Raw genomic sequence first — 19,856 nt, forward strand, 5'->3', positions numbered from 1 at the left:
GTTATACGACTTTTTTATTCCCTCCGAATATTATCCAGTAAAATACCGGAATAACAATAACGGCCAATATCATGGCAAATACTGTTCCCGAACAAATCACGACTCCCATCGGCGTCCATAAGGCACTGTTACTGATAATCATCGGGACAACCCCTACCGCTGTTGTTGCCGACGTCAGGAAAATCGGTAACATACGACGTTTACCGGCATCCATGGCAGCCTCTTTGACAGAGATGTGATGATTGATACGTAAATCCTGGGCATGGTCGAATATCATAATCGCATTACGTACCACAATACCTATCAAACTGATTATACCTAACACACAAGTGATACTGAACTCCATCCCGGACACCCAGAGACCGAGAGCAGCACCGAACAGGCACAATAAAATAGAAGTAAGGGCAGCAACAGCCAATCCGATTTTCTTATAATTTATCAGCAAGAACAGGAAGACAATAATGACGGCAATCGAAAGCCCCTCTATTATCGGAGTGATAATTTCCTCGTCAGACTCTTTTACACCTCCGTATTCAAAAGATACGCCCTCCGGAAGATTGGGTATCACCCGGCTGTTCATCACCTTTTCTACCTTCTTCTGCATATTCGTTTCATTAAAGCCGCGTTTAACCTGAGTAATCACACTCAACGTACGCACTCCGTTACGGCGAACAATCTGCCCTTCATTCCATCCTCCCTGTATCTCAGACACCTGGCGAAGCGGAACACTGACACCCGGAACAGCCGTCGGCAAATAAGCATCCCCTATCCCATCAAACGAATCGTATGCATCCTCTCCTTTATCCGATTTCAGGCAGATAGCCAACGGATAATCGCCTTCCCAGACAGAACCGACCGACATACCGTTATAACGGATAGCCATATCAGCTGCCGCCATCGCTTTCGAAATTCCCAGGCGGGACGACTCCACAGGGTCAAGCGTTACACGAACTTCGGGCAGCATCTCCTCAAAATTCGTATGAACCCAAACCAGGCCATGCATATCCTGCAACGATGTCATCAATGTATCGGCCACCTGCTTCAAGGCCGTTATATCATCTCCCATAAAGCGAACTTCTATCGGGAAACTCACAGTCTGATAATCCAACTGCTTGAACTTGATGAAAGCATCCGGATAATAATCGGCATAAGCATTGGCATATTCATCCAACAGGTCGGCTGTTGCCTCTACAGATGTTGTATTTACAATAAACTGCGCATAATTCTTCCCACCCATATTCGGAGCATAAGTTGCCAGGAAACGCGGAGAAGCCATTCCCACAAATGCGGTAGCCGACAAAACCCGTTCGTCATCTTTCAATAAAGCATATACGCTGTCGCAAATGGCTGCCGTTTTATCCAATGACGAACCTTGCGGCAAATAAATCTCTATAGCAAACTGGTCACGGTCTGCTTCCGGCATCATTCGTTGCGGGATACGCATCATAATCACCACAGCCAGCAACACGGATAGTACCCCGATAAACAACGTTGTCTTGGGATAGCGAAAAGTCCATTCAAGTACCTTTTCATAGACAGCCTGTACCGTATCCAACAAGTTGAAACGTTTCTTTCCGTCCGTCTTCTGCCCGTTTTTCAATCCCTTTTTGATAAGGGTATGCTCCAACATGGGAATAAATATCATGGCGATAGCCAGCGAGGTCATCAATGAAATCGTTATCGTCCAGGGAAACCAGTTCAGAAAGTCCAGCATCTGCCCCGTCATCGTAAACAGCAACGGATAGAAGATAATGCAAAGGCTGAGCGTTGCCAGAAAGATGGAAGAGAAATAGTTCTTGGCACTCGATACTGCGGCATTCCAACGAGACATTCCGTTATCCAGCCGTTCCAGATAAGCATCTATAACAATGATGGAATTATCCACAATCATCCCCAGAACAACAATTAAAGCAGCCAATGTAACCGTATTCAACGGGATGCCGACAGCATACATAATCCCGATAGATATAAAAATACTAATCGGAATGGAAGTAGCCGCAACAATAGCCGATTTGAAAGGAAAAAGAAGCATCATCACCAGAATAACGACCACGATGGAGACAAACAGGTCACGCACAAACGAACTCACTGAATCATCCACCACCTTGGGTTGGTCCGCAATCCGCTGAATGGACACGCTTTCCGGAAGCTCTTCCTGGAAAGCTGCCAGCACCTTATCCACTTCCTTCCCGTACTGTACAATATTATTGCCTTCCCGCATCTCCATGGAAAGGATGATAGCCTTCTTTCCGTTATTCATTATATAACTGTCAGGCTCGGGATATTCACGGACAATGCGTGCAATATCTTTCAGACGGATTATATTCCCGTCACCATCCGCCAGGATAATCTGGTCGGCTATCTCTTTTTCAGAAGCATAGGTGTTAGAGAAATGGATTGGAATATCGAGGTCTTCACTTTTCAACGAGCCTCCCGATGTGGTAAATCCTTGTGTGAAAAGTGTCGTCATCAACATTCGGGTATCCAGCTTGTAAGCCGTCAGTTTATCCCTGTCGAGATAGACACTGATTTGTTCCTTTTGTATACCGTAACGGCGCAGATTTGAAACAGACTCAATACGACGGAGGCGATCTTCCAGTGATTCCAGATAATCCTCCAGTTCACGGTATGTTTTATCTTCCGATTCAAGCGTAATCAACAAAGCGGAGGTATCACCGAAGTCGTCGTTCGCAATGACAGCCAGGACACCCGAAGGCAATTGCGATTTGAAGTTCTGCAAACCCAGCTTAATCTTCGACCAGACTTCGTCCTTATTATTCACTTCATCGTTCAGTTCCACCATGATATACACCATTCCGTCACGCGACATGGAATATGTTTTCTTCTTCTTTATCTCCTTAAAAGTATAAAGATAGCGTTCCAAAGGCTTTGCCAGTTGTTCCTCCACCTCGGCAGAAGTCGCCCCGGGATAAACACCCACAACAACACCCTGGCGGATGGTAAATTCCGGAAACTCCTGTTTCGGCATATTTACCAGGCCATAAATTCCCAGACCGACCAAGACGGTCAGCACCAATAAGGTGATCTGGTAATAATGCATGGCCCATTCTATAATTCCCTGCTGTCTTTTCATAAGGCTTTCACTTTCATATCCTCACTCACCTTCTGATAACCGTCTGTTATGACAAGGTCACCTTCGCTCAGTCCGTCCGTTATCTGTACGCCATTGTCGGTCAACTCTCCGATACGAACCGTTACCGCTTTGGCCTTTCCGTCACGCAGGCACCAGACATACCGTTCACCGGTGTGCGATAATTGTATCACATTATTAGGCAACGAGATAGTAGTAACCTTATCCTTATCTTCCACTCTCACCCGGCAAACCATCCCCGGCAATAACGCTCCATCCCTGTTATCCAGCTTTATCCTGGCTTCATAGGTATGGGATACCGGATTAGCGGTAATGCCTTTCTCCGTAACCATGCTTTCAAACAACCGGCCTCCCAAAGCAGCAACGGTTATAGCCGCTTTCCGGTGGTCGATGAACGGTATTTCTTTTTCCGGTACGGCAATCTTAATATTCACCGTCCCTACATCCAATAAGGTGAAAACCGGTTTACCGGGCTGCACATTCTCGCCTGCCTCCACATTTCTTTTCCCGATTACACCGTCAAAAGGAGCATACAGGCTGGCATCTTCCAGATTCTTCCGGGCGATGCTTTCCATCGACTGTGCCTGTTGCAGCTTACTCTGTACTTCCACCCATTTGATTTCCGGGAGACTTTTGTTTTCATACAATGTTTTCATACGGTCATAAGCATCCTGCGCCTGCACCAGGGAAGCGCGGGATGCGTCATACGTATCCTGAAGAGTCGCACGATTCAGCAAAGCCAGAAGCTGCCCTTTATGAACTTTCTGCCCTTCACGGACAAGAATTTCCTGCACATTCCCCATAACCTGAAAACTCAGGGAAGAGGCAGACATTTCCTCCACCGTTCCAACATAATTTTGACCATCAACAAGGCTACTGCCCGTTATTTCAACCACTTTCACCGGTATTACCCTCTCTTCCGTCGACTTATCCTTTTGGCCGGAACAGCTCATCAACAGAATTATAAACAAAGAGATGCCCGCACATTCTACAATCTTCATACCTATCTATTTATTAGTATTTTAAAGAGAAATAAACGATGCAAAAGTGATGAGAATCCTTATTTTATAAAAGGTCAGTTGAGCCGTAGAATTGTTCTATTTTTCGCATTCGTATGCATTCTTTTCCTATATTTGCATATAAATAAAGAAAAGATGAACCAAACAGTTCCTATAATAGACATCTCAAAGGTCGAACATTCATCCAAAATAGACTTCTTTGATGACGATTTCGTTATTTTCGACGATTTGAATGAAATTCCGCTGTTCGATTATCCCAGCCGTATTGCAGATGCCGCCGTTTTTGCCATTTGCCAGAAAGGTTCCGTACGAATCAGCATCAATCTGAAAGAATATACAATCGTTCCTAATAATCTGGTAGTTCTTCTGCCGGACCAGATAGTGCAGCATTACGAACGCAGTGATGACTTTGCCGGTATTTTCCTGGGAGTATCCAAACAGTTCATCGACGATACGATCCCGGGAATGAAGAATCTTTTATCAGCTTTCTTCTACGTCAGGGACCATCCATGCACTACCCTGACTGAGGAAGAGTTGGATTATCTTTCCGAATATCATCCCATGTTATGGAAAAGGGTTAAGATGAAAGAGCATGTGTACCGGAAAGAAGTTATTCAAAGCCTGTTACTGTCATTATTCTACGATGTCTGCAATATCTTCCGCAAACATCAACCGGCTGACGAAGGTAAAAGGTCCCGCAAAGAAGAGCTGTTCGGATTGTTTATGCAGACGGTTCTGGAAAACTACAAGCAGGAAAGGAGTGTTGCCTTTTATGCCGACAAACTTTGTGTCACAGCCAAATATCTTTCACTTATATCCAAAGAAGTCAGCGGGCAGCCTGCCGGAAACTGGATTGACGAATATGTGATTCTGGAAGCAAAAACGTTATTGAAGTCAAGCCAGATGAGCATACAGGAAATAGCCGACAGCTTAAACTTTGCCAACCAATCTTTCTTCGGAAAGTATTTTAAGCATCACACAGGAATATCTCCCAAAGAATACAGAAAACGATAGGGGATAATATTGCCTTTATCCCCCAATTATTACATTTATATTATACGTACTGAAAATAGCCTTACAACGCTCCACCGTTTCTTCCGACGGCGTCGCCATCGGATAATGGGCCGGGTTATATACCGTCCCCAGCTTTTCATGTTTATTCTTACCAATATCATGGTAAAAGAGCAGATTCACCGTCCGATGCTGCCAGGGTAAGGAAGAAAGGAATGCGGCCGAACGGGTTATATTTTCTTCATCCGCATTCACACCTTCTATCAGAGGGATACGGATATGAAACGCATGACCGGCTTCCGCCACCATACGTAAGTTAGACAATATTAATTCATTAGGCACTCCGCAGTAAAGTTTATGTTTAACTGTATCCATATGCTTCAGGTCTACCAGAAAAAGCTCGGAATGTTGTATCACCTCCCGGACGATCTCCTCTCCGGCAAACAATGTCGTATCGACGGCACGATGGATACCCAGGTCACCACAACGATGAAGTAATTCCAGCAACAGATCCGGATGCAACAACGGCTCCCCTCCGCAAAAGGTTACGCCTCCCTCCGACCGGTCCATGAATACCGTTTCCTTTTCAATCTCCTTCATCAGGTAATCTACGGAATATTCGGTTCCGGATATCTCCATTGCCAGAGCCGGACAGACCTCCGCACATTTGCCGCACAAATGACAGAGAGCATTGTCGGTAACAATCCCTTCGGGTGTCAAAGCCAGTGCCTTTTGCGGACAATTCTCCACACACGTCCGGCATCCTATACATTTCTTCTTTGTATAGAGTTTCTGTTTCCGGCTGGATACCCCCTCCGGATTATGACACCAAACACACGACAACGGGCACCCTTTCATAAAGACAGTCGTCCGGATGCCCGGCCCGTCATTGATAGCATACCGCTTAATATCGAATATTAACCCCATCAACTAATTTTCAATTCTCAATTTTCAATTACTAAAAGCTTTCCTGTTCCGTACGGGCAATCACATCAGCCTGCAAGTCAGCATTCATATCATTGAAATAATCACTGTAACCGGCTACACGAACCAACAAATCACGGTAATCTTCCGGACATTTCTGGGCGGCATACAGCGTTTCCGTATCCACAATATTAAACTGGATATGATGTCCGCCCAAAGCGAAGTAACTACGAATCAGGGAAGCCAGTTTCGATATATCTTCCTCCCGCTTCAACAAGCTCGGAAGGAAACGCTGGTTCAGCAATGTTCCGCCACTCTTCACCTGGTCCAGTTTGCCCAATGACTTGATAACGGCAGACGGTCCGTGCGTATCGGCACCATGTGAAGGAGAAGTCCCGTCGGAGATAGCCTTTTCTGCCAGACGGCCGTTCGGGGTAGCTCCCATCACCTTACCGAAATAAACATGACAGGTAGTCGACAGCATATTCAGGTGAAAACACTCCCCTTTCGTATTCGGTTTGCCTTCAATAGCATCATACAAATCATCGAATACTTTGACGGCAATAGCATCGGCATATTCGTCATCATTACCGAAGAAAGGCGTACGGTTCAGGATTGTCTGACGCATAACTTCCGCTCCGGCAAAATTGTCAGCCATTGCTTTCAGCATTTCATCCATCGAAAAACGTTTGTCTTCAAAGACATGTTTCTTCAGGGAGGAAAGGCTGTCGGTTATTGTTCCCAGCCCCGTACATTGTATATAAGTGGTGTTATAACGCGGTCCGCAGTTGTAATAATCGCGTCCTTTGGCAATACAATCGTCAATAAACAAGGAAAGGAATGTGGCCGGTGCATATTTGGCAAACATCCGGTCGATATAATTGCTTACACGCACCTTCATATCCACAAAATAATGCACTTGTTTCATAAAGGCGGCGTATAAATCATCGTAACCGGCAAAGTCACACGGATTACCGGTCTCCAGTCCTACTTTACGGCCGGACACCGGGTCGACACCATTGTGAAGGGTTACTTCCAGTATCTTCGGTACATTCAGATAGCCGGTCAGCACATAAGCCTCCTTCCCGAAAGCACCCACCTCGATACAACCGCTACAACCTCCTTCCCGGGCATCATGCAGGGATTTCCCCTGTCGCATCAGTTCCTGGATATACACGTCCGGATTGAATACCGACGGATAACCGTGTCCCTGGCGAATCACCTTGCATCCGGCCCGCAGGAACCGTTCCGGCGTACGGGCACCGATATGAATAGCACTTCCCGGTTGCAGGATATGCAGTTCCTCAATCGTTTCAAGCATGATATAGGAAACTTCGCTTACCCCGTCGCTACCGTCGGCTTTCACTCCTCCGATATTCAGGTTGGTAAAGTCGTTGTAGGTTCCGCTTTCCTTGGCGGTAATACCGACTTTCGGCGGTGCCGTATGGTTATTTACCTTGATAAAGAAGCAAGACATCAATTCTTTGGCTTCATCACGGGTAAGGGTTCCCGCAGCTATTTCCTTTTCATAGAAAGGAGCCAGATGCTGGTCGAAATGTCCCGGGTTCATGGCATCCCAGCCGTTCAGTTCGGTAATAGTTCCCAGATGGACAAACCAATACATCTGGATAGCTTCCCAATACGTACGGGGAGCATGGGCCGGAACCCAACGGCAAACTTCAGCTATCTTACGAAGTTCGGCAGCCCGCACCGGGTCTTTCTCCGCCATCGACATTTCGTCCGCCAGATCGGCATGACGTTCGGCAAAGAGAATGGCGGCATCGCAAGAGATAGACATGGCGGTAAGTTCCTCCTGTTTATCCGTCGCTTCAGGGTCATTCATAAAATCGAGGTTTGCCAATTCGCCGGCAATCCGTTCTTTCAGGTCCAGCAAACCGTAGCGGTAGACTTTTCCGTCAAGAGCCGTATGTCCCGGAGCACGCTGTTCCATAAATTCGGTAAACATACCGACTTCATAAGCCTCTTTCCATTCTTTCGGGACATGGCTGAAAATACGTTCACGCTGAGTACGGCCTTTCCAGTATGGGATTACTTCGCGTTCATAAGTATCTATATCTTCCTGGCTGATGGTATAACGTTGCAATTCACGGGTATTCAGCACATGCAGGTCTTCCACACTATGGCAGGTCAGCTCGGGAAAAGTAGGAACAGCTTTCGGTGCCGGACCACGCTCCCCCACAATCAGTTCGTCTTTACCTATATAGATGGTCTTTTGCCGGCATATCTCAAGAAAGTTCAATGCTCTCAGGATCGGAACAGGATATTTCCCGTAATTCTCCTTGTAGAAACGGGTTTCGATAAGCGCCCGTTCGATAGACAGGGAAGGTTCAGCCTCAAAAGAAAGCTGGCGTAACCGTTTGATACGGTCGTTCATACCATACCCATTTGCTTCCACTGCAGGAGCAAAATTAGAGGCACTCTTAGGTGCACGCTGAGCTGTTGTCGTACTCATATTGAACACAGTATTTTTTAAGAAATAACTAAGAATAAGAAAATAGTGAACCGTGCCACAGACGGTTCTGTCCGGGAAAGAATGTATTGTTTAAAGATAGAACATCAAACAATTGAAGAGTTTTCTGTAACCTTTTATAATCATATAATATACAAAGATTTATACGAATACCGCAAACATAAATACTTTTCATGAATAAACAAAATAATAGCGTCTGTATTTTTTACTATATTTGCAACATTCGTTTTGTTTTCATGGTTATTCATATAAATATATCTTCATGGAAAATCGTTTTTTAGGATTTATAGAGAACAGCATCAAGGAACATTGGGACCTACCTGCTTTCTCAGATTATAATGGACACACATACCATTATAAAGATGTGGCCCGGCGTATCGAAAAATTTCATATAATACTCGAACATGCAGGAATAAAGAAAGGAGACAAAGTAGCTTTGGTCGGACGAAATTCGTCTAACTGGGCCATCTGCTTTTTCGGCATACTGGCGTATGGTGCGGTTGCCGTCCCCATCCTTCACGAGTTCAAGCCGGACAATATCCATCATATCGTAAACCATTCGGGGGCAAAGGCCGTACTGGCCGGAGCCAACAACTGGGAGAATATGAACGAGCAGATGATGCCCGATGTCAAACTGTTCATGATGCTGGACAATTTCTCTATCATCAAGAGCAAGAATAAGGAAGTACGGGTAGTGCGCGACAGGATTAACGAGTATTTCGGAAAGAAATATCCCCGCTCCTTCACGGCTGCCGATGTTAAATATCATGTCGAACAACCGGAAGAACTGGCTGTATTGAACTATACTTCGGGGACGACCAGCTTCTCCAAAGGGGTTATGATTCCTTTCCGCAGCTTATGGAGCAATACGCAGTTTGCTTACGACAACCTGCCGTTTATCCATCCGGGAGACAGTGTGGTCTGCATGTTGCCGATGGCACATATGTATGGCCTGGCTTTCGAGATTCTGAATTGTGTGAACAAAGGATGCCATGTGCATTTCCTTACCCGCACACCGAGTCCGAAGATTATCGCCGAAGCATTTGCCCGTGTGAAACCGGCATTGATACTCGCCGTACCTCTTATCATCGAGAAAATCGTCAAGAACAAGATATTCCCGGAACTGGAAAAGCCGCTCATCAAATTACTGCTGAAAGTCCCCTACCTCGACCAGAAAGTACTCGACACCATCGCAAAGAAATTGAATGATTCTTTCGGAGGTAAATTCGGCGAAGTGGTAATCGGTGGCGCCGCCCTGAACAAAGAGGTGGAAGAATTTCTCCGCTCCATCAAGTTCCGGTACACTGTTGGCTACGGGATGACGGAATGTGGCCCATTGGTGGCATATGAACAATGGGATACGTTCAGACAAGGTTCTGTCGGCCGCATTGTCGACCGGATGGAAGCGCGTATCGACTCTGCCGACCCGGTAAACGAAGTAGGCGAAATCCTGGTCCGCGGCATGAACGTCATGTTGGGATATTACAAGAATCCGGAAGCGACCAAAGCGGTCATGATGCCCGACGGCTGGATGCGTACCGGCGACCTGGGAACAATAGATTCCGACGGTTTCCTCTATATCCGCGGACGCAGCAAATCCATGATTCTGGGACCAAGCGGACAGAACATCTATCCGGAAGAAATAGAAGACCGCCTGAACAACATGCTTTATGTTTCCGAATCGTTGGTAATCTCGCAAGGCGGCAAACTGGTAGCCCTGATCTATCCGGATTGGGAACTGGTTGACAAAGCAGGCATCCAACATTCCGAAATAGAAAAGCTGATGCAACAAAACATCGACCAACTCAATACAGAGATGCCGGGCTACAGCAAAGTAACCTGCTTCAAATTGTATCAGGAAGAGTTCGAAAAGACACCGAAGCGCAGCATCAAACGGTATTTATACCAGCCGGCAGAAGAAAACTGATTCTCCGGAGGTGTTCCCTAACTTCACCTTTCAGGTTTCAGCCACATGTCCGCCTTGAAAAAGATTGGATTTGGCTGAAAGGTGATTATATTGAATTCAAATTTCGACAAGTAGGCATTCGTTTGCCCACCGATAGTTATCTGTTTACTGATGGGTAGTTATCCGTTTGCCGACGGGTAGTTATCCGCTGACAAAGCATAGGTGTTTCGAAATGTTAAGACCTATCTTTTGCTGACAAAACATATATGCTTTGAAGACAAAAGTCATATGTTTTGCCGGAAGTTGTTTTACACTGATTTTTTGTATACATTTTTTTACAAATTCATCCCTTCAGCCGGACAAATTGAAAAATATATCATCAAAGGAAAACTGAAAGCTGAAAGTAACTGCATGAGATGATATGGGGGGGACAAAAAAACAATTGTTTTTGATTTCAGATACTTAAGTATTTAACTACAATAACTTAAGTATTTAGTTTCAAAAACAATTGTTTTTATTTCAGGAAATAATCGTTCAAAATTCAGACGTGACAAGCACGGGGTACATCAACATTTAATGCTCAACTCACGGAGTACGTCACGTATCTTCTCGAAGGTCGTGATACGTGTCGGCACCAATGGCAGACGCAGTTTGTTTTCAATGAAGCCCATTGCATTCAGCATACTCTTCGCTCCGGCAGGATTACCGTCTACAAACAGTAATTCGAATAATTCGGTGAAACGATGATGGATAGTACGGGCATGATCGTAATCGCCGGCCAACGCCAAACGAACCATCCGGCTGAATTCACGGGGGAAAGCATTACCGATAACAGAAATAACACCGATCGCACCTAATGTAATCAATGGGAAGGTGATACCGTCATCACCGGAAATAACATTAAAATTCGCCGGTTTATTCTTAATGATGTCATCCATCTGGGTGATATTACCGGAAGCCTCTTTTACAGCGACTACATTCTTAAACTCACGTGCAATACGGAGTGTTGTAGCAGCAGTCATATTTACACCTGTTCTTCCCGGTACATTATATAATACGATAGGAAGTTTGGTGGCTCCGGCAATAGCTTTGTAATGCTGATAGATTCCTTCCTGGGAAGGTTTATTATAATAAGGTACGACAGACAGGATAGCGTCGATACCATCAAAATTATCGTTCTTTAATTTCTCAACAATCGTGCGGGTGCAGTTACCGCCAACACCCAAAACGATAGGAATACGGCCGTTAACCTTAGTTACAACGAGGCTGATAATTTTCTTTTTTTCTTCTTCAGTGAGGGTTGGTGTTTCCGCAGTAGTTCCTAACACTACCAAATAATCGGTTCCGTTCTGCACCTGGTAGTCTACCAGTTTGCTCAACGCATCATAGTCCACACTTTCGTCGTCCTTAAAGGGAGTGATCAATGCCACACCCATTCCTTTTAAATTTATGTCTGCCATGGGAAAAATATTCCTTTTTTGTTATTTAGCACTGCAAAAATAACGAAATTATATCATTTGGAACGGATTGTCTGCAAATAAAATAAGATATGTTCGAATAAATGCTTTATATCAGCGTTTTCTGTCATTGAAATCGTGAGGTCATATAAATCCAGTTCACCGTTTTTTGCTCCGACTTTTAAGGTTCCGGGATGCTTCAACAACAAATATTGCATGACATAATTATTACCCTGGGTAAGGTCGATTAGTATATCTGCATTGCATGAACAAAACTTCTTTTGGATTTCATCCGTTGGCATATACCACATATCCAGATCGGTCTTGGCATGGACAACCATATACGACGGATTCATCTCTGGCACCGTTTCGCCGGACACATAGACGCAAACATTGATATTCTTATTCAACGTACGTAATGTTTTGAGGCAAGGCTCAACGACATCACGGTCTTCGGCATTAAACAACACCAGGATATGGCGGGCGTCTTTCAGGGTGCAGAAGTTACTCTGACGCTTTCCGGACTGCCCAGCCAATGCCTTTACTTTCTTACGGATAAAATGGTTCGTCAGTCTCATTCTGCCAACATGTTTAAGAATTCAGTTTCATTTATAATCTTCACTCCCAGCTTTGCTGCTTTTTCAAGTTTGGCCGGACCCATGTTTTCCCCGGCAAGGATATAATCCGTTTTGCCGGAGACGGAACCACTGTTCTTTCCGCCATGCTGTTCGATCATGGCTTTATATTCGTCACGTGAATGTTGGGTAAATGTACCGCTAATCACGATTGTCAATCCTTTCAGTTTATCGGAACGGTTTGCCAGCACTTCTTCGGCTACCATCATTTGCAATCCGTATTCTTGCAGGCGGGCTACCAGGATACGGTTGTTTTCGTCGGCAAAATAGTCTACGACACTACGGGCAATACGTTCGCCAATCTCATCCACTTCCGTCAACGCCTCCAAGGAAGCCTCCTGTAATTGTTGCATCGAATGGAATGCAGATGCCAGGCGCTTTGCCACAGTCTCGCCGACATAACGGATACCCAATCCAAACAACACCCGTTCAAACGGTACCTGTTTGGATTCTTCAAGGCTCGCCATCAGGTTGCGGGCACTTTTCTCCGCCCAACGTTCCAGACGCAACAAATCCGGCATCTCCAAGGTGTACAGATCGGCAACGTTTTTTACCAGTCCGGCTTCATACAAATCTTCTACCGTTTCCGGACCGATATTTATATTCATGGCGCGGCGGGTAACGAAATGTTCGATACGACCTTTAATCTGCGGCGGACAACCGGCTTCATTCGGACAATAATGGGCCGCCTCCCCTTCCGGACGATACAAAGGCGTACCGCATTCAGGGCAAGTCTTGATAAAAGTAACCTTCGCACCCAACAACATCGAACGGGAATCGACATCGACACCAACAATCTTAGGAATGATCTCTCCGCCTTTTTCTACATATACATTATCTCCCAGATGCAAATCCAGCCCTTCAATAATATCTGCGTTATGCAGAGAGGCACGCTTGACGGTCGTCCCGGCCAGCAATACCGGTTCCAGGTTGGCAACCGGAGTAACGGCCCCTGTGCGTCCTACCTGGAAAGAGACTGAGTTGAGACGTGTTACCGCCCGCTCTGCCTGAAATTTATAAGCAATAGCCCAACGGGGACTCTTGGCAGTGAATCCCAGATTCTTCTGCTGGCGCAGTGAATTTACTTTCAATACGATGCCATCAGTAGCCACCGGCAAGTTCTTCCGTTCCACATCCCAGTAAGCGATATAGTCGAAAATATCCTGCAAGCTGTCGCATTTACGGATGACATCAGGTATTTTAAATCCCCAGGTACGAGCAATCTGTAAATTTTCGTAATGAGCGTCGGCAGGAAGACCTTCACCCAGTAAATAATAAAAATAAGCATCCAGTTTACGTGAAGCCACGATAGCTGGATTCTGTTGTTTCAATGTGCCTGAAGCAGCATTACGAGGATTGGCGAAAAGCGGTTCTTCCTGCTCTTCACGTTCCTTGTTCAGACGGTCGAATTCTGCCCAGGGCAATAGAATTTCACCCCGTATCTCAAAGTTTTCCGGATAGTTATCACCCCGTAGCTTCAACGGGACAGAACGGATTGTCTTTACATTAGCCGTCACATCATCGCCACGGGTTCCGTCGCCACGGGTCACGGCACGGACCAGGCGTCCGTTCTCATAAATCAACGAGATGGAAGTTCCGTCATATTTCAGTTCGGCAACAATCTCGAAAGGCTCGTTCAAAGCACGTTCCGTCCGCTCATAGAAATCACGTATTTCTTCTTCGGAATAGGTATTTCCCAAAGAAAGCATCGGATACTGGTGGACTACCTGTTCAAATTCCTTCGACAAGTCGCTTCCCACCCGCTGCGTCGGTGAATGCGGATCGGCAAATTCAGGATGAGCTTCCTCCAATGCCTGTAATTCTTTCATCTTCTCATCAAACTCACGGTCTGATATCGTCGGTGTGGAAAGTACATAATAATTATAATTATGCTGTTCCAACTCATCACGCAGTGCTTTTATCTTTGCCTCCATATTAAAAAAGTTGACAGTTGACAGTTGACAGTTAAAGACAGCTATTAAAACTGTCAACTGTCACTTGTCTACTGATTAATATACCAGTTTTACATTATCAATCCAGAACGTATTGCCGGGAGAACCGATATAGGCGCCTCCATGGCTGGAAGTAAACTGTAAAACCATGTGTGTAGGTTCGTCTCCTTCCTCTGCCCAGCCGATCTCCTTTACCGGGACACTCTCGCCCTGGCTGTTCGTTGCATAACGTTCCTCTACCTGTATGCACATGTATGGTTTGTAATCCGCATGGCCGGATATATTGCCATACATAATCGGATAAGTAGCGTCGTTCACCCAACCATCTGTCGATGAGACATAACGTTGAACCATCGTTCCTACCCTTTTAGCATATATATTACCTTCCTTATCTTCCCAGCGTTTCTGCAAAAACAAAATCGCTGCGATAGAATCCTGCCCGGCCACTTTCGACTTACGGCTGAATCCTGTACTGCGGATACGGTCTTTTTCAGGTGCTGCCTTTACCTTATAATCGAAACGGATTGCCGTCGGTTTCTTCGTAAAAGGAACACCGCTGTTCAGCATAGCCTGGGGATTCTTTGTCCCTTTGATCGGTTCATGAACCGAACCCAGGAAGACAGAACCGGCCGCAACCACTTCGATATCGACCAGACCAAAAACCTTTACACTTTCCATACGTGTTTCCAGGCGGGCACACCAGCCATCTCCTCTCTTTTCCGGAAAAACAGATGTATTCGTCTTTACTACTCCGGCCACTTTCGCCATCACATTGGAATTTGCCCACGGAGAACCTCCCCGGTTGTGATAAGCGGTATTGCCGACAATCGTATCCGTCGGTCCCACCTCATAGAGATGCTTCTTATTTCCACCTATAATTCCAGACTCCTGGATTTCACGGACAACCCATTGATCCATATCGCCAAACGCAAAAAGCACAACCTTCTCCTGTCCGGCGATAGTCGACAACTGACTGCCCGCAAACAAAAATAACAATATATTCTTTATATAATTCATAAGCTTTGCTTAAAAGTTGAAAGAATATCATAAAGAATATCCCCACTCCTTGAGAGCCATTCCCCAGTTCTCTTCAACGATCTGTATCGTACGGTCGTCGTATTTGTACTGGTTCTTTTTATATCCCTTTTTCTTCCCCAGATATTTCTCAATCTCGGCTTTAGACGATTCAAATCCCGGCAGGTTTAATTTGCGATAAATATCTTCGGTCATCGCAAAAGCGTCCTGTTCGAAATCTTCGAATTTCACTTCTACCAGGTTCCCTTCAGGAATAAGCCCTTTCTGCTCTTCAAACTTGTAGAACAAGCGGCGATATACTTCAATAAGATTGCTTTCAATCTGTTCATTAGTGATATCTTGCAAACGAAGCGGTTGTATCGTATTTGTAAAGAAACTGCGTGTACTCTCAAATACGGTATAAGGATTACGCTTCAAATAAATGAATTTGGCATTAGGAAACATTTCCAACAATGTTTTCACACGTCCGGTATGCGGCGGGTTCTTACTCAGGAACTGTGAGCCGTGTGTATTCCAGAGCGATATCTTGACAAGTTTCAGGAAGGTTTCCTTAAACACTTTCAATTCGTGCTCGGTCGTATTGTCGAACAACAGATACCGGTCGCAATATTCCAGCATGTGTTTCGGGAAAAACCAAAAATTATAATAAGTATACGGCATCATGTTTGCCAAAGCAAACTCTTCTTCCTGCGGAAGGTCGACCTTCAGTTCCATATTGTCGGTCGGACGTTTGTCGGGCATCAGGAATGACATATTCTTCTTAAAGAAAGGTTGTCCCCAAAGCATCAGGTTCGGGAATACCGTCTGATACGTGGTGTTGTATCCGAAATGCTTGTCGCACGAAAATACATTGTGTACGAATGTCGTACCGCTACGCCAATGGCCCAGTATGAACACTGGGTCCATCTCCAACGGTTTATCCGCTATTTTACGATAACGGGCATCTTCTAAAGGTTGCAGTAAACTAAGCAGGCGGCATACCGATTTTGTCAGATAATACTTGTTTCGAAAACCTTTGTCGATCGTTTTATCGGCTGTCACAGCCTTAAACGTTTTCCAGTCCGCCCCCACCAATGTATTGATTGGTAGCTTATCGAATTCCATCAACCCCATAAATTTTATTGTTTTTCAGTTATACATTTCACAGGAACGCCCTGACGTCCTAATTCTTCACATACCGTACGAATCGCCTCATAATGTTCTTCGCCTATTCCGAGTTCCGGCAGGTTCAATACAGCCAGAGCATCTTCTGTCACCATATCTTTGGCATCCACCCGGTCGATAATCATTCCGACAGCCGACGTGTTGTTGGTAATCGGGTCGATCAGGATAAAGGCTCCCGTCTGTTTATTCTTCTGATAAGGGTCAAAGAACAGTTCCTTTCCGGTCGTAAAGACAACACGGGCGATCTCATTCAGTTTCATCGGCAGGCTATCGGCAGTCAACTGTCCGTTCTCAACCGACAACTGCTCCATTGTATTGACATTCACCTTATAACGGATACTGTCCACACGGGCACGTGTCAGGTTAGTTGTATGCTTGATATAGAACTGTTTGGACATATCCATCGGTTCTTCATCCATCCAGACCAGCATCGATTCGAAGTTACGGTCTTCCATCGGCAGATTATCCGGATGCACCAGCATTTCGCCACGGGAAACGTCGATTTCGTCTTCCAGGGTAATGGTAACGCACTGGGGTGGAAAAGCATAATCCAATTCGCCATCGTAAGTAACGATACTTTTCACTTTCGATGTTTTGCGTGAAGGCAAAGCCATCACTGTATCTCCTTTACGGATGATACCGCTGGATACCTTACCGCAGAAGCCGCGGAAGTCCAGGTTCGGACGCAATACATATTGCACCGGATAACGGAAATCTTCGAAATTACGATCCTGGTCGATTGGCACCGTTTCCAGGAAATCCAACAGAGACGGTCCCTCATACCAGGGAGTGCGGTCGCTCTTATCCACCACATTATCACCATCCAAAGCTGAAAGCGGGATATAAGTGATATCCGGAATATTCAAGGATTTCACGAACGCCTTATAATCAGCGACAATCTTATCGAATATTTGTTTGTCGAAGTCGACCAGGTCCATTTTATTCACAGCCAGTACCACATGTTTGATACCCAGCAAAGAAACCAGATAAGTGTGGCGGCGGGTCTGCGTAATTACACCGGTACGGGCATCCACCAGGATAATAGCCAGGTTGGCAGTCGAACCGCCGGTTATCATGTTACGGGTATATTGTTCGTGTCCCGGAGTATCGGCGATGATAAACTTACGGTTGTTCGTACTGAAGTAACGATAAGCCACGTCGATCGTAATACCTTGTTCACGTTCGGCCTTCAAGCCGTCAAGCAATAAGGCATAATCGATATGGTCGCCGGCATTTCCCATACGCTTACTGTCACGTTCAAGGGCATCCAGCTGGTCTTCATATATCTTTTTACTGTCGAACAGCAGACGTCCGATTAAGGTCGATTTACCGTCATCTACCGAACCTGCCGTCAGGAAACGAAGCAAATCTTTCTGTTCGTCCCTGTCCAGGAATTCTTTTATATTTAATGTTGCCATAATTTAATTGAAAATGGAGAATTGAAAATTGAAAATTAGAAATAACCCTCTCGTTTCTTCTGTTCCATGCTGGCATCCTGGTCAAAGTCGATTACACGAGTGGTGCGTTCGCTTTTGGTGGTTGTCATCATCTCTTCCACGATCTTTTCGATTGTATCGGCATCGCTGTCTACCGCTCCGGTCAAAGGCCAGCATCCGAGTGTACGGAAACGGACCATACGCATTTTGATCTGGTCGCGATACTGTTCCGGCAAACGGTCGTCGTCAGCCATAATCAGATTGCCATCGAGTTCAACGATAGGGCGTTCCTTGGCATAGTATAAAGGAACGATTGGAATATTCTCCAGGCGGATATACTGCCAGATATCCAGTTCAGTCCAGTTGGATAACGGAAAGACACGGATACTTTCACCTTTATGGACACGGGCATTGTAAATGTCCCATAATTCCGGACGCTGGTTCTTCGGGTCCCATTGATGGAACTTGTCGCGGAACGAATAAATACGTTCTTTGGCACGACTCTTTTCCTCGTCACGGCGAGCACCACCGAAAGCGGCATCAAACTTGTATTTGTCGAGGGCATGCAACAACGCCTGTGTTTTCATCAGGTCGGTATGTACCTTGCTACCATGCGTAAAAGGTCCTACACCGGCATGAAATGCTTCCATATTTGATTCAACGATCAGGTTCCATCCGAACTTTTTTGCATATTCATCACGGAACTGAACCATTTCCTTAAACTTCCATTTAGAATCAATGTGCATCAAAGGAAACGGCACTTTTCCCGGAGCAAAGGCTTTTTCTGCCAACCGGACCATCACCGATGAGTCTTTACCGATAGAATAAAGCATCACAGGATTTTCAAATTCAGCAGCAACCTCCCGTATGATATGGATAGATTCTGCTTCCAGCTCCTGTAGATGGCTTAATTTGTAATCTGACATAGTTTATATTTGTTATATTTATTGTTTCAATGTTTATCAGATGTGAGCTATCTTGTCCCCGTGCTTGACACGGGGCCGCAGAAGAACCAGCAATATCAAAAGATACATATAGGATACGGTCTGTGCCTTTGCGATCCCGTATCAAGCACGGGAACGGGATAGCTCATTTCTTTCTATACTTTCACTTTAGGCAATATCAATTCCAATAATTTATTTACCGACTCTTCGAGGCTCAACACCGAGGTATCCAATGACAAAGCCGGATGCTCCGGTGCTTCGAATGGGGCCGAAACGCCTGTAAAATCTTTGATCTCTCCCTTGCGGGCTTTTGCATACAATCCTTTTACGTCACGCCGCTCACATTCTTCGATCGGCGTATTCACATAAATTTCCAGGAAATTATCTTTTCCGATAATCGTAGAAGCCATCTCCCTTAACTCATTGTTCGGACTGATAAAAGCCGCTATAGTTATAACACCGGTGTCAATAAATAGTTTGCTTACTTCCGCGATACGACGGATATTCTCCACCCGGTCTTCCGCAGAAAATCCCAAATTGTTATTGATACCGCTACGGATATTATCGCCATCCAGAATACGGCATAACAGACCGCGCTTATGCAACTCACGCTCCAAAGCAATGGCAATCGTACTTTTACCGGAACCACTCAGCCCGGTAAACCAAACCATCACACTACGTTGTTTCAAAAGCGCCTCTTTATCCTCTCTTCCCAACATACGGTCGAAAATCGGATATATATTATTCGGCTGTGTATTATTCATTTTATT

General features: G+C 45.4%; 14 protein-coding genes. 2 read left to right on the forward strand and 12 right to left on the reverse strand.

Annotated features, from left to right (window positions below):
• Position 1 precedes the first annotated feature (1 nt).
• The gene (locus K6V26_RS10185) at positions 2–3,094 is read right to left on the reverse strand and encodes an efflux RND transporter permease subunit (protein WP_224265274.1); all 3,093 of its coding nucleotides are present in this window, start codon (positions 3,092–3,094) and stop codon (positions 2–4) included.
• A complete protein-coding gene (locus K6V26_RS10190) occupies positions 3,091–4,113 on the reverse strand; it encodes an efflux RND transporter periplasmic adaptor subunit (protein ID WP_224265275.1) in 1,023 nt (340 codons plus the stop codon). The genes K6V26_RS10185 and K6V26_RS10190 overlap by 4 nt, the downstream gene beginning before the upstream one ends.
• Positions 4,114–4,266: 153 nt before the next feature.
• On the opposite strand from K6V26_RS10190, the gene K6V26_RS10195 reads away from it, so the two are divergent.
• Positions 4,267–5,145 (forward strand): helix-turn-helix domain-containing protein, encoded by an 879-nt coding sequence (locus tag K6V26_RS10195; protein WP_046147149.1) that lies wholly within the window; start codon positions 4,267–4,269, stop codon positions 5,143–5,145.
• 15 nt (positions 5,146–5,160) lie between these two features.
• Here K6V26_RS10195 and K6V26_RS10200 read toward each other — a convergent pair whose 3' ends face one another.
• Positions 5,161–6,069, reverse strand: coding sequence for a glycyl-radical enzyme activating protein (locus K6V26_RS10200; protein ID WP_224265276.1), 909 nt, complete (start codon positions 6,067–6,069; stop codon positions 5,161–5,163).
• A gap of 31 nt (positions 6,070–6,100) precedes the next feature.
• On the reverse strand, positions 6,101–8,539 hold the full coding sequence (hypD, locus tag K6V26_RS10205) for a trans-4-hydroxy-L-proline dehydratase (RefSeq protein ID WP_224265277.1): 2,439 nt from the start codon (positions 8,537–8,539) through the stop codon (positions 6,101–6,103).
• A gap of 280 nt (positions 8,540–8,819) precedes the next feature.
• On the opposite strand from hypD, the gene K6V26_RS10210 reads away from it, so the two are divergent.
• Positions 8,820–10,484 carry an AMP-binding protein gene (locus K6V26_RS10210; RefSeq protein ID WP_224265278.1) on the forward strand — a complete coding sequence of 555 codons (1,665 nt, stop codon included), beginning with the start codon at positions 8,820–8,822 and terminating at the stop codon, positions 10,482–10,484.
• 545 nt (positions 10,485–11,029) lie between these two features.
• Here the strand turns inward: K6V26_RS10210 and dapA are convergent.
• The 8 genes from dapA to cysC form a co-directional block, all read right to left on the reverse strand.
• Positions 11,030–11,923 carry a 4-hydroxy-tetrahydrodipicolinate synthase gene (dapA, locus tag K6V26_RS10215; protein ID WP_007656941.1) on the reverse strand — a complete coding sequence of 298 codons (894 nt, stop codon included), beginning with the start codon at positions 11,921–11,923 and terminating at the stop codon, positions 11,030–11,032.
• Positions 11,924–11,976: 53 nt separating this feature from the next.
• Positions 11,977–12,498, reverse strand: coding sequence for a DUF6913 domain-containing protein (locus tag K6V26_RS10220; protein ID WP_195586472.1), 522 nt, complete (start codon positions 12,496–12,498; stop codon positions 11,977–11,979).
• Positions 12,495–14,489, reverse strand: coding sequence for an NAD-dependent DNA ligase LigA (gene ligA / locus K6V26_RS10225; RefSeq protein ID WP_224265279.1), 1,995 nt, complete (start codon positions 14,487–14,489; stop codon positions 12,495–12,497). Before ligA ends, K6V26_RS10220 begins: the two co-directional genes overlap by 4 nt.
• 75 nt (positions 14,490–14,564) lie before the next feature.
• Positions 14,565–15,524: a PCMD domain-containing protein gene (locus K6V26_RS10230; protein ID WP_224265280.1), complete on the reverse strand. Its 960-nt coding sequence runs from the start codon at positions 15,522–15,524 to the stop codon at positions 14,565–14,567.
• Positions 15,525–15,551: 27 nt separating this feature from the next.
• On the reverse strand, positions 15,552–16,655 hold the full coding sequence (locus K6V26_RS10235) for a sulfotransferase family protein (protein ID WP_129696635.1): 1,104 nt from the start codon (positions 16,653–16,655) through the stop codon (positions 15,552–15,554).
• Between the two features lie 5 nt (positions 16,656–16,660).
• Positions 16,661–18,124 carry a sulfate adenylyltransferase subunit CysN gene (gene cysN / locus K6V26_RS10240; protein ID WP_129696636.1) on the reverse strand — a complete coding sequence of 488 codons (1,464 nt, stop codon included), beginning with the start codon at positions 18,122–18,124 and terminating at the stop codon, positions 16,661–16,663.
• A 35-nt stretch (positions 18,125–18,159) separates the two neighbouring features.
• On the reverse strand, positions 18,160–19,068 hold the full coding sequence (cysD, locus tag K6V26_RS10245) for a sulfate adenylyltransferase subunit CysD (protein ID WP_007656947.1): 909 nt from the start codon (positions 19,066–19,068) through the stop codon (positions 18,160–18,162).
• Positions 19,069–19,241: 173 nt separating this feature from the next.
• Positions 19,242–19,850 carry an adenylyl-sulfate kinase gene (gene cysC / locus K6V26_RS10250; RefSeq protein WP_007656948.1) on the reverse strand — a complete coding sequence of 203 codons (609 nt, stop codon included), beginning with the start codon at positions 19,848–19,850 and terminating at the stop codon, positions 19,242–19,244.
• Positions 19,851–19,856 lie beyond the last annotated feature (6 nt).

It is taken from the genome of Parabacteroides goldsteinii (assembly GCF_020091425.1).
Lineage (GTDB): Bacteria > Bacteroidota > Bacteroidia > Bacteroidales > Tannerellaceae > Parabacteroides > Parabacteroides goldsteinii.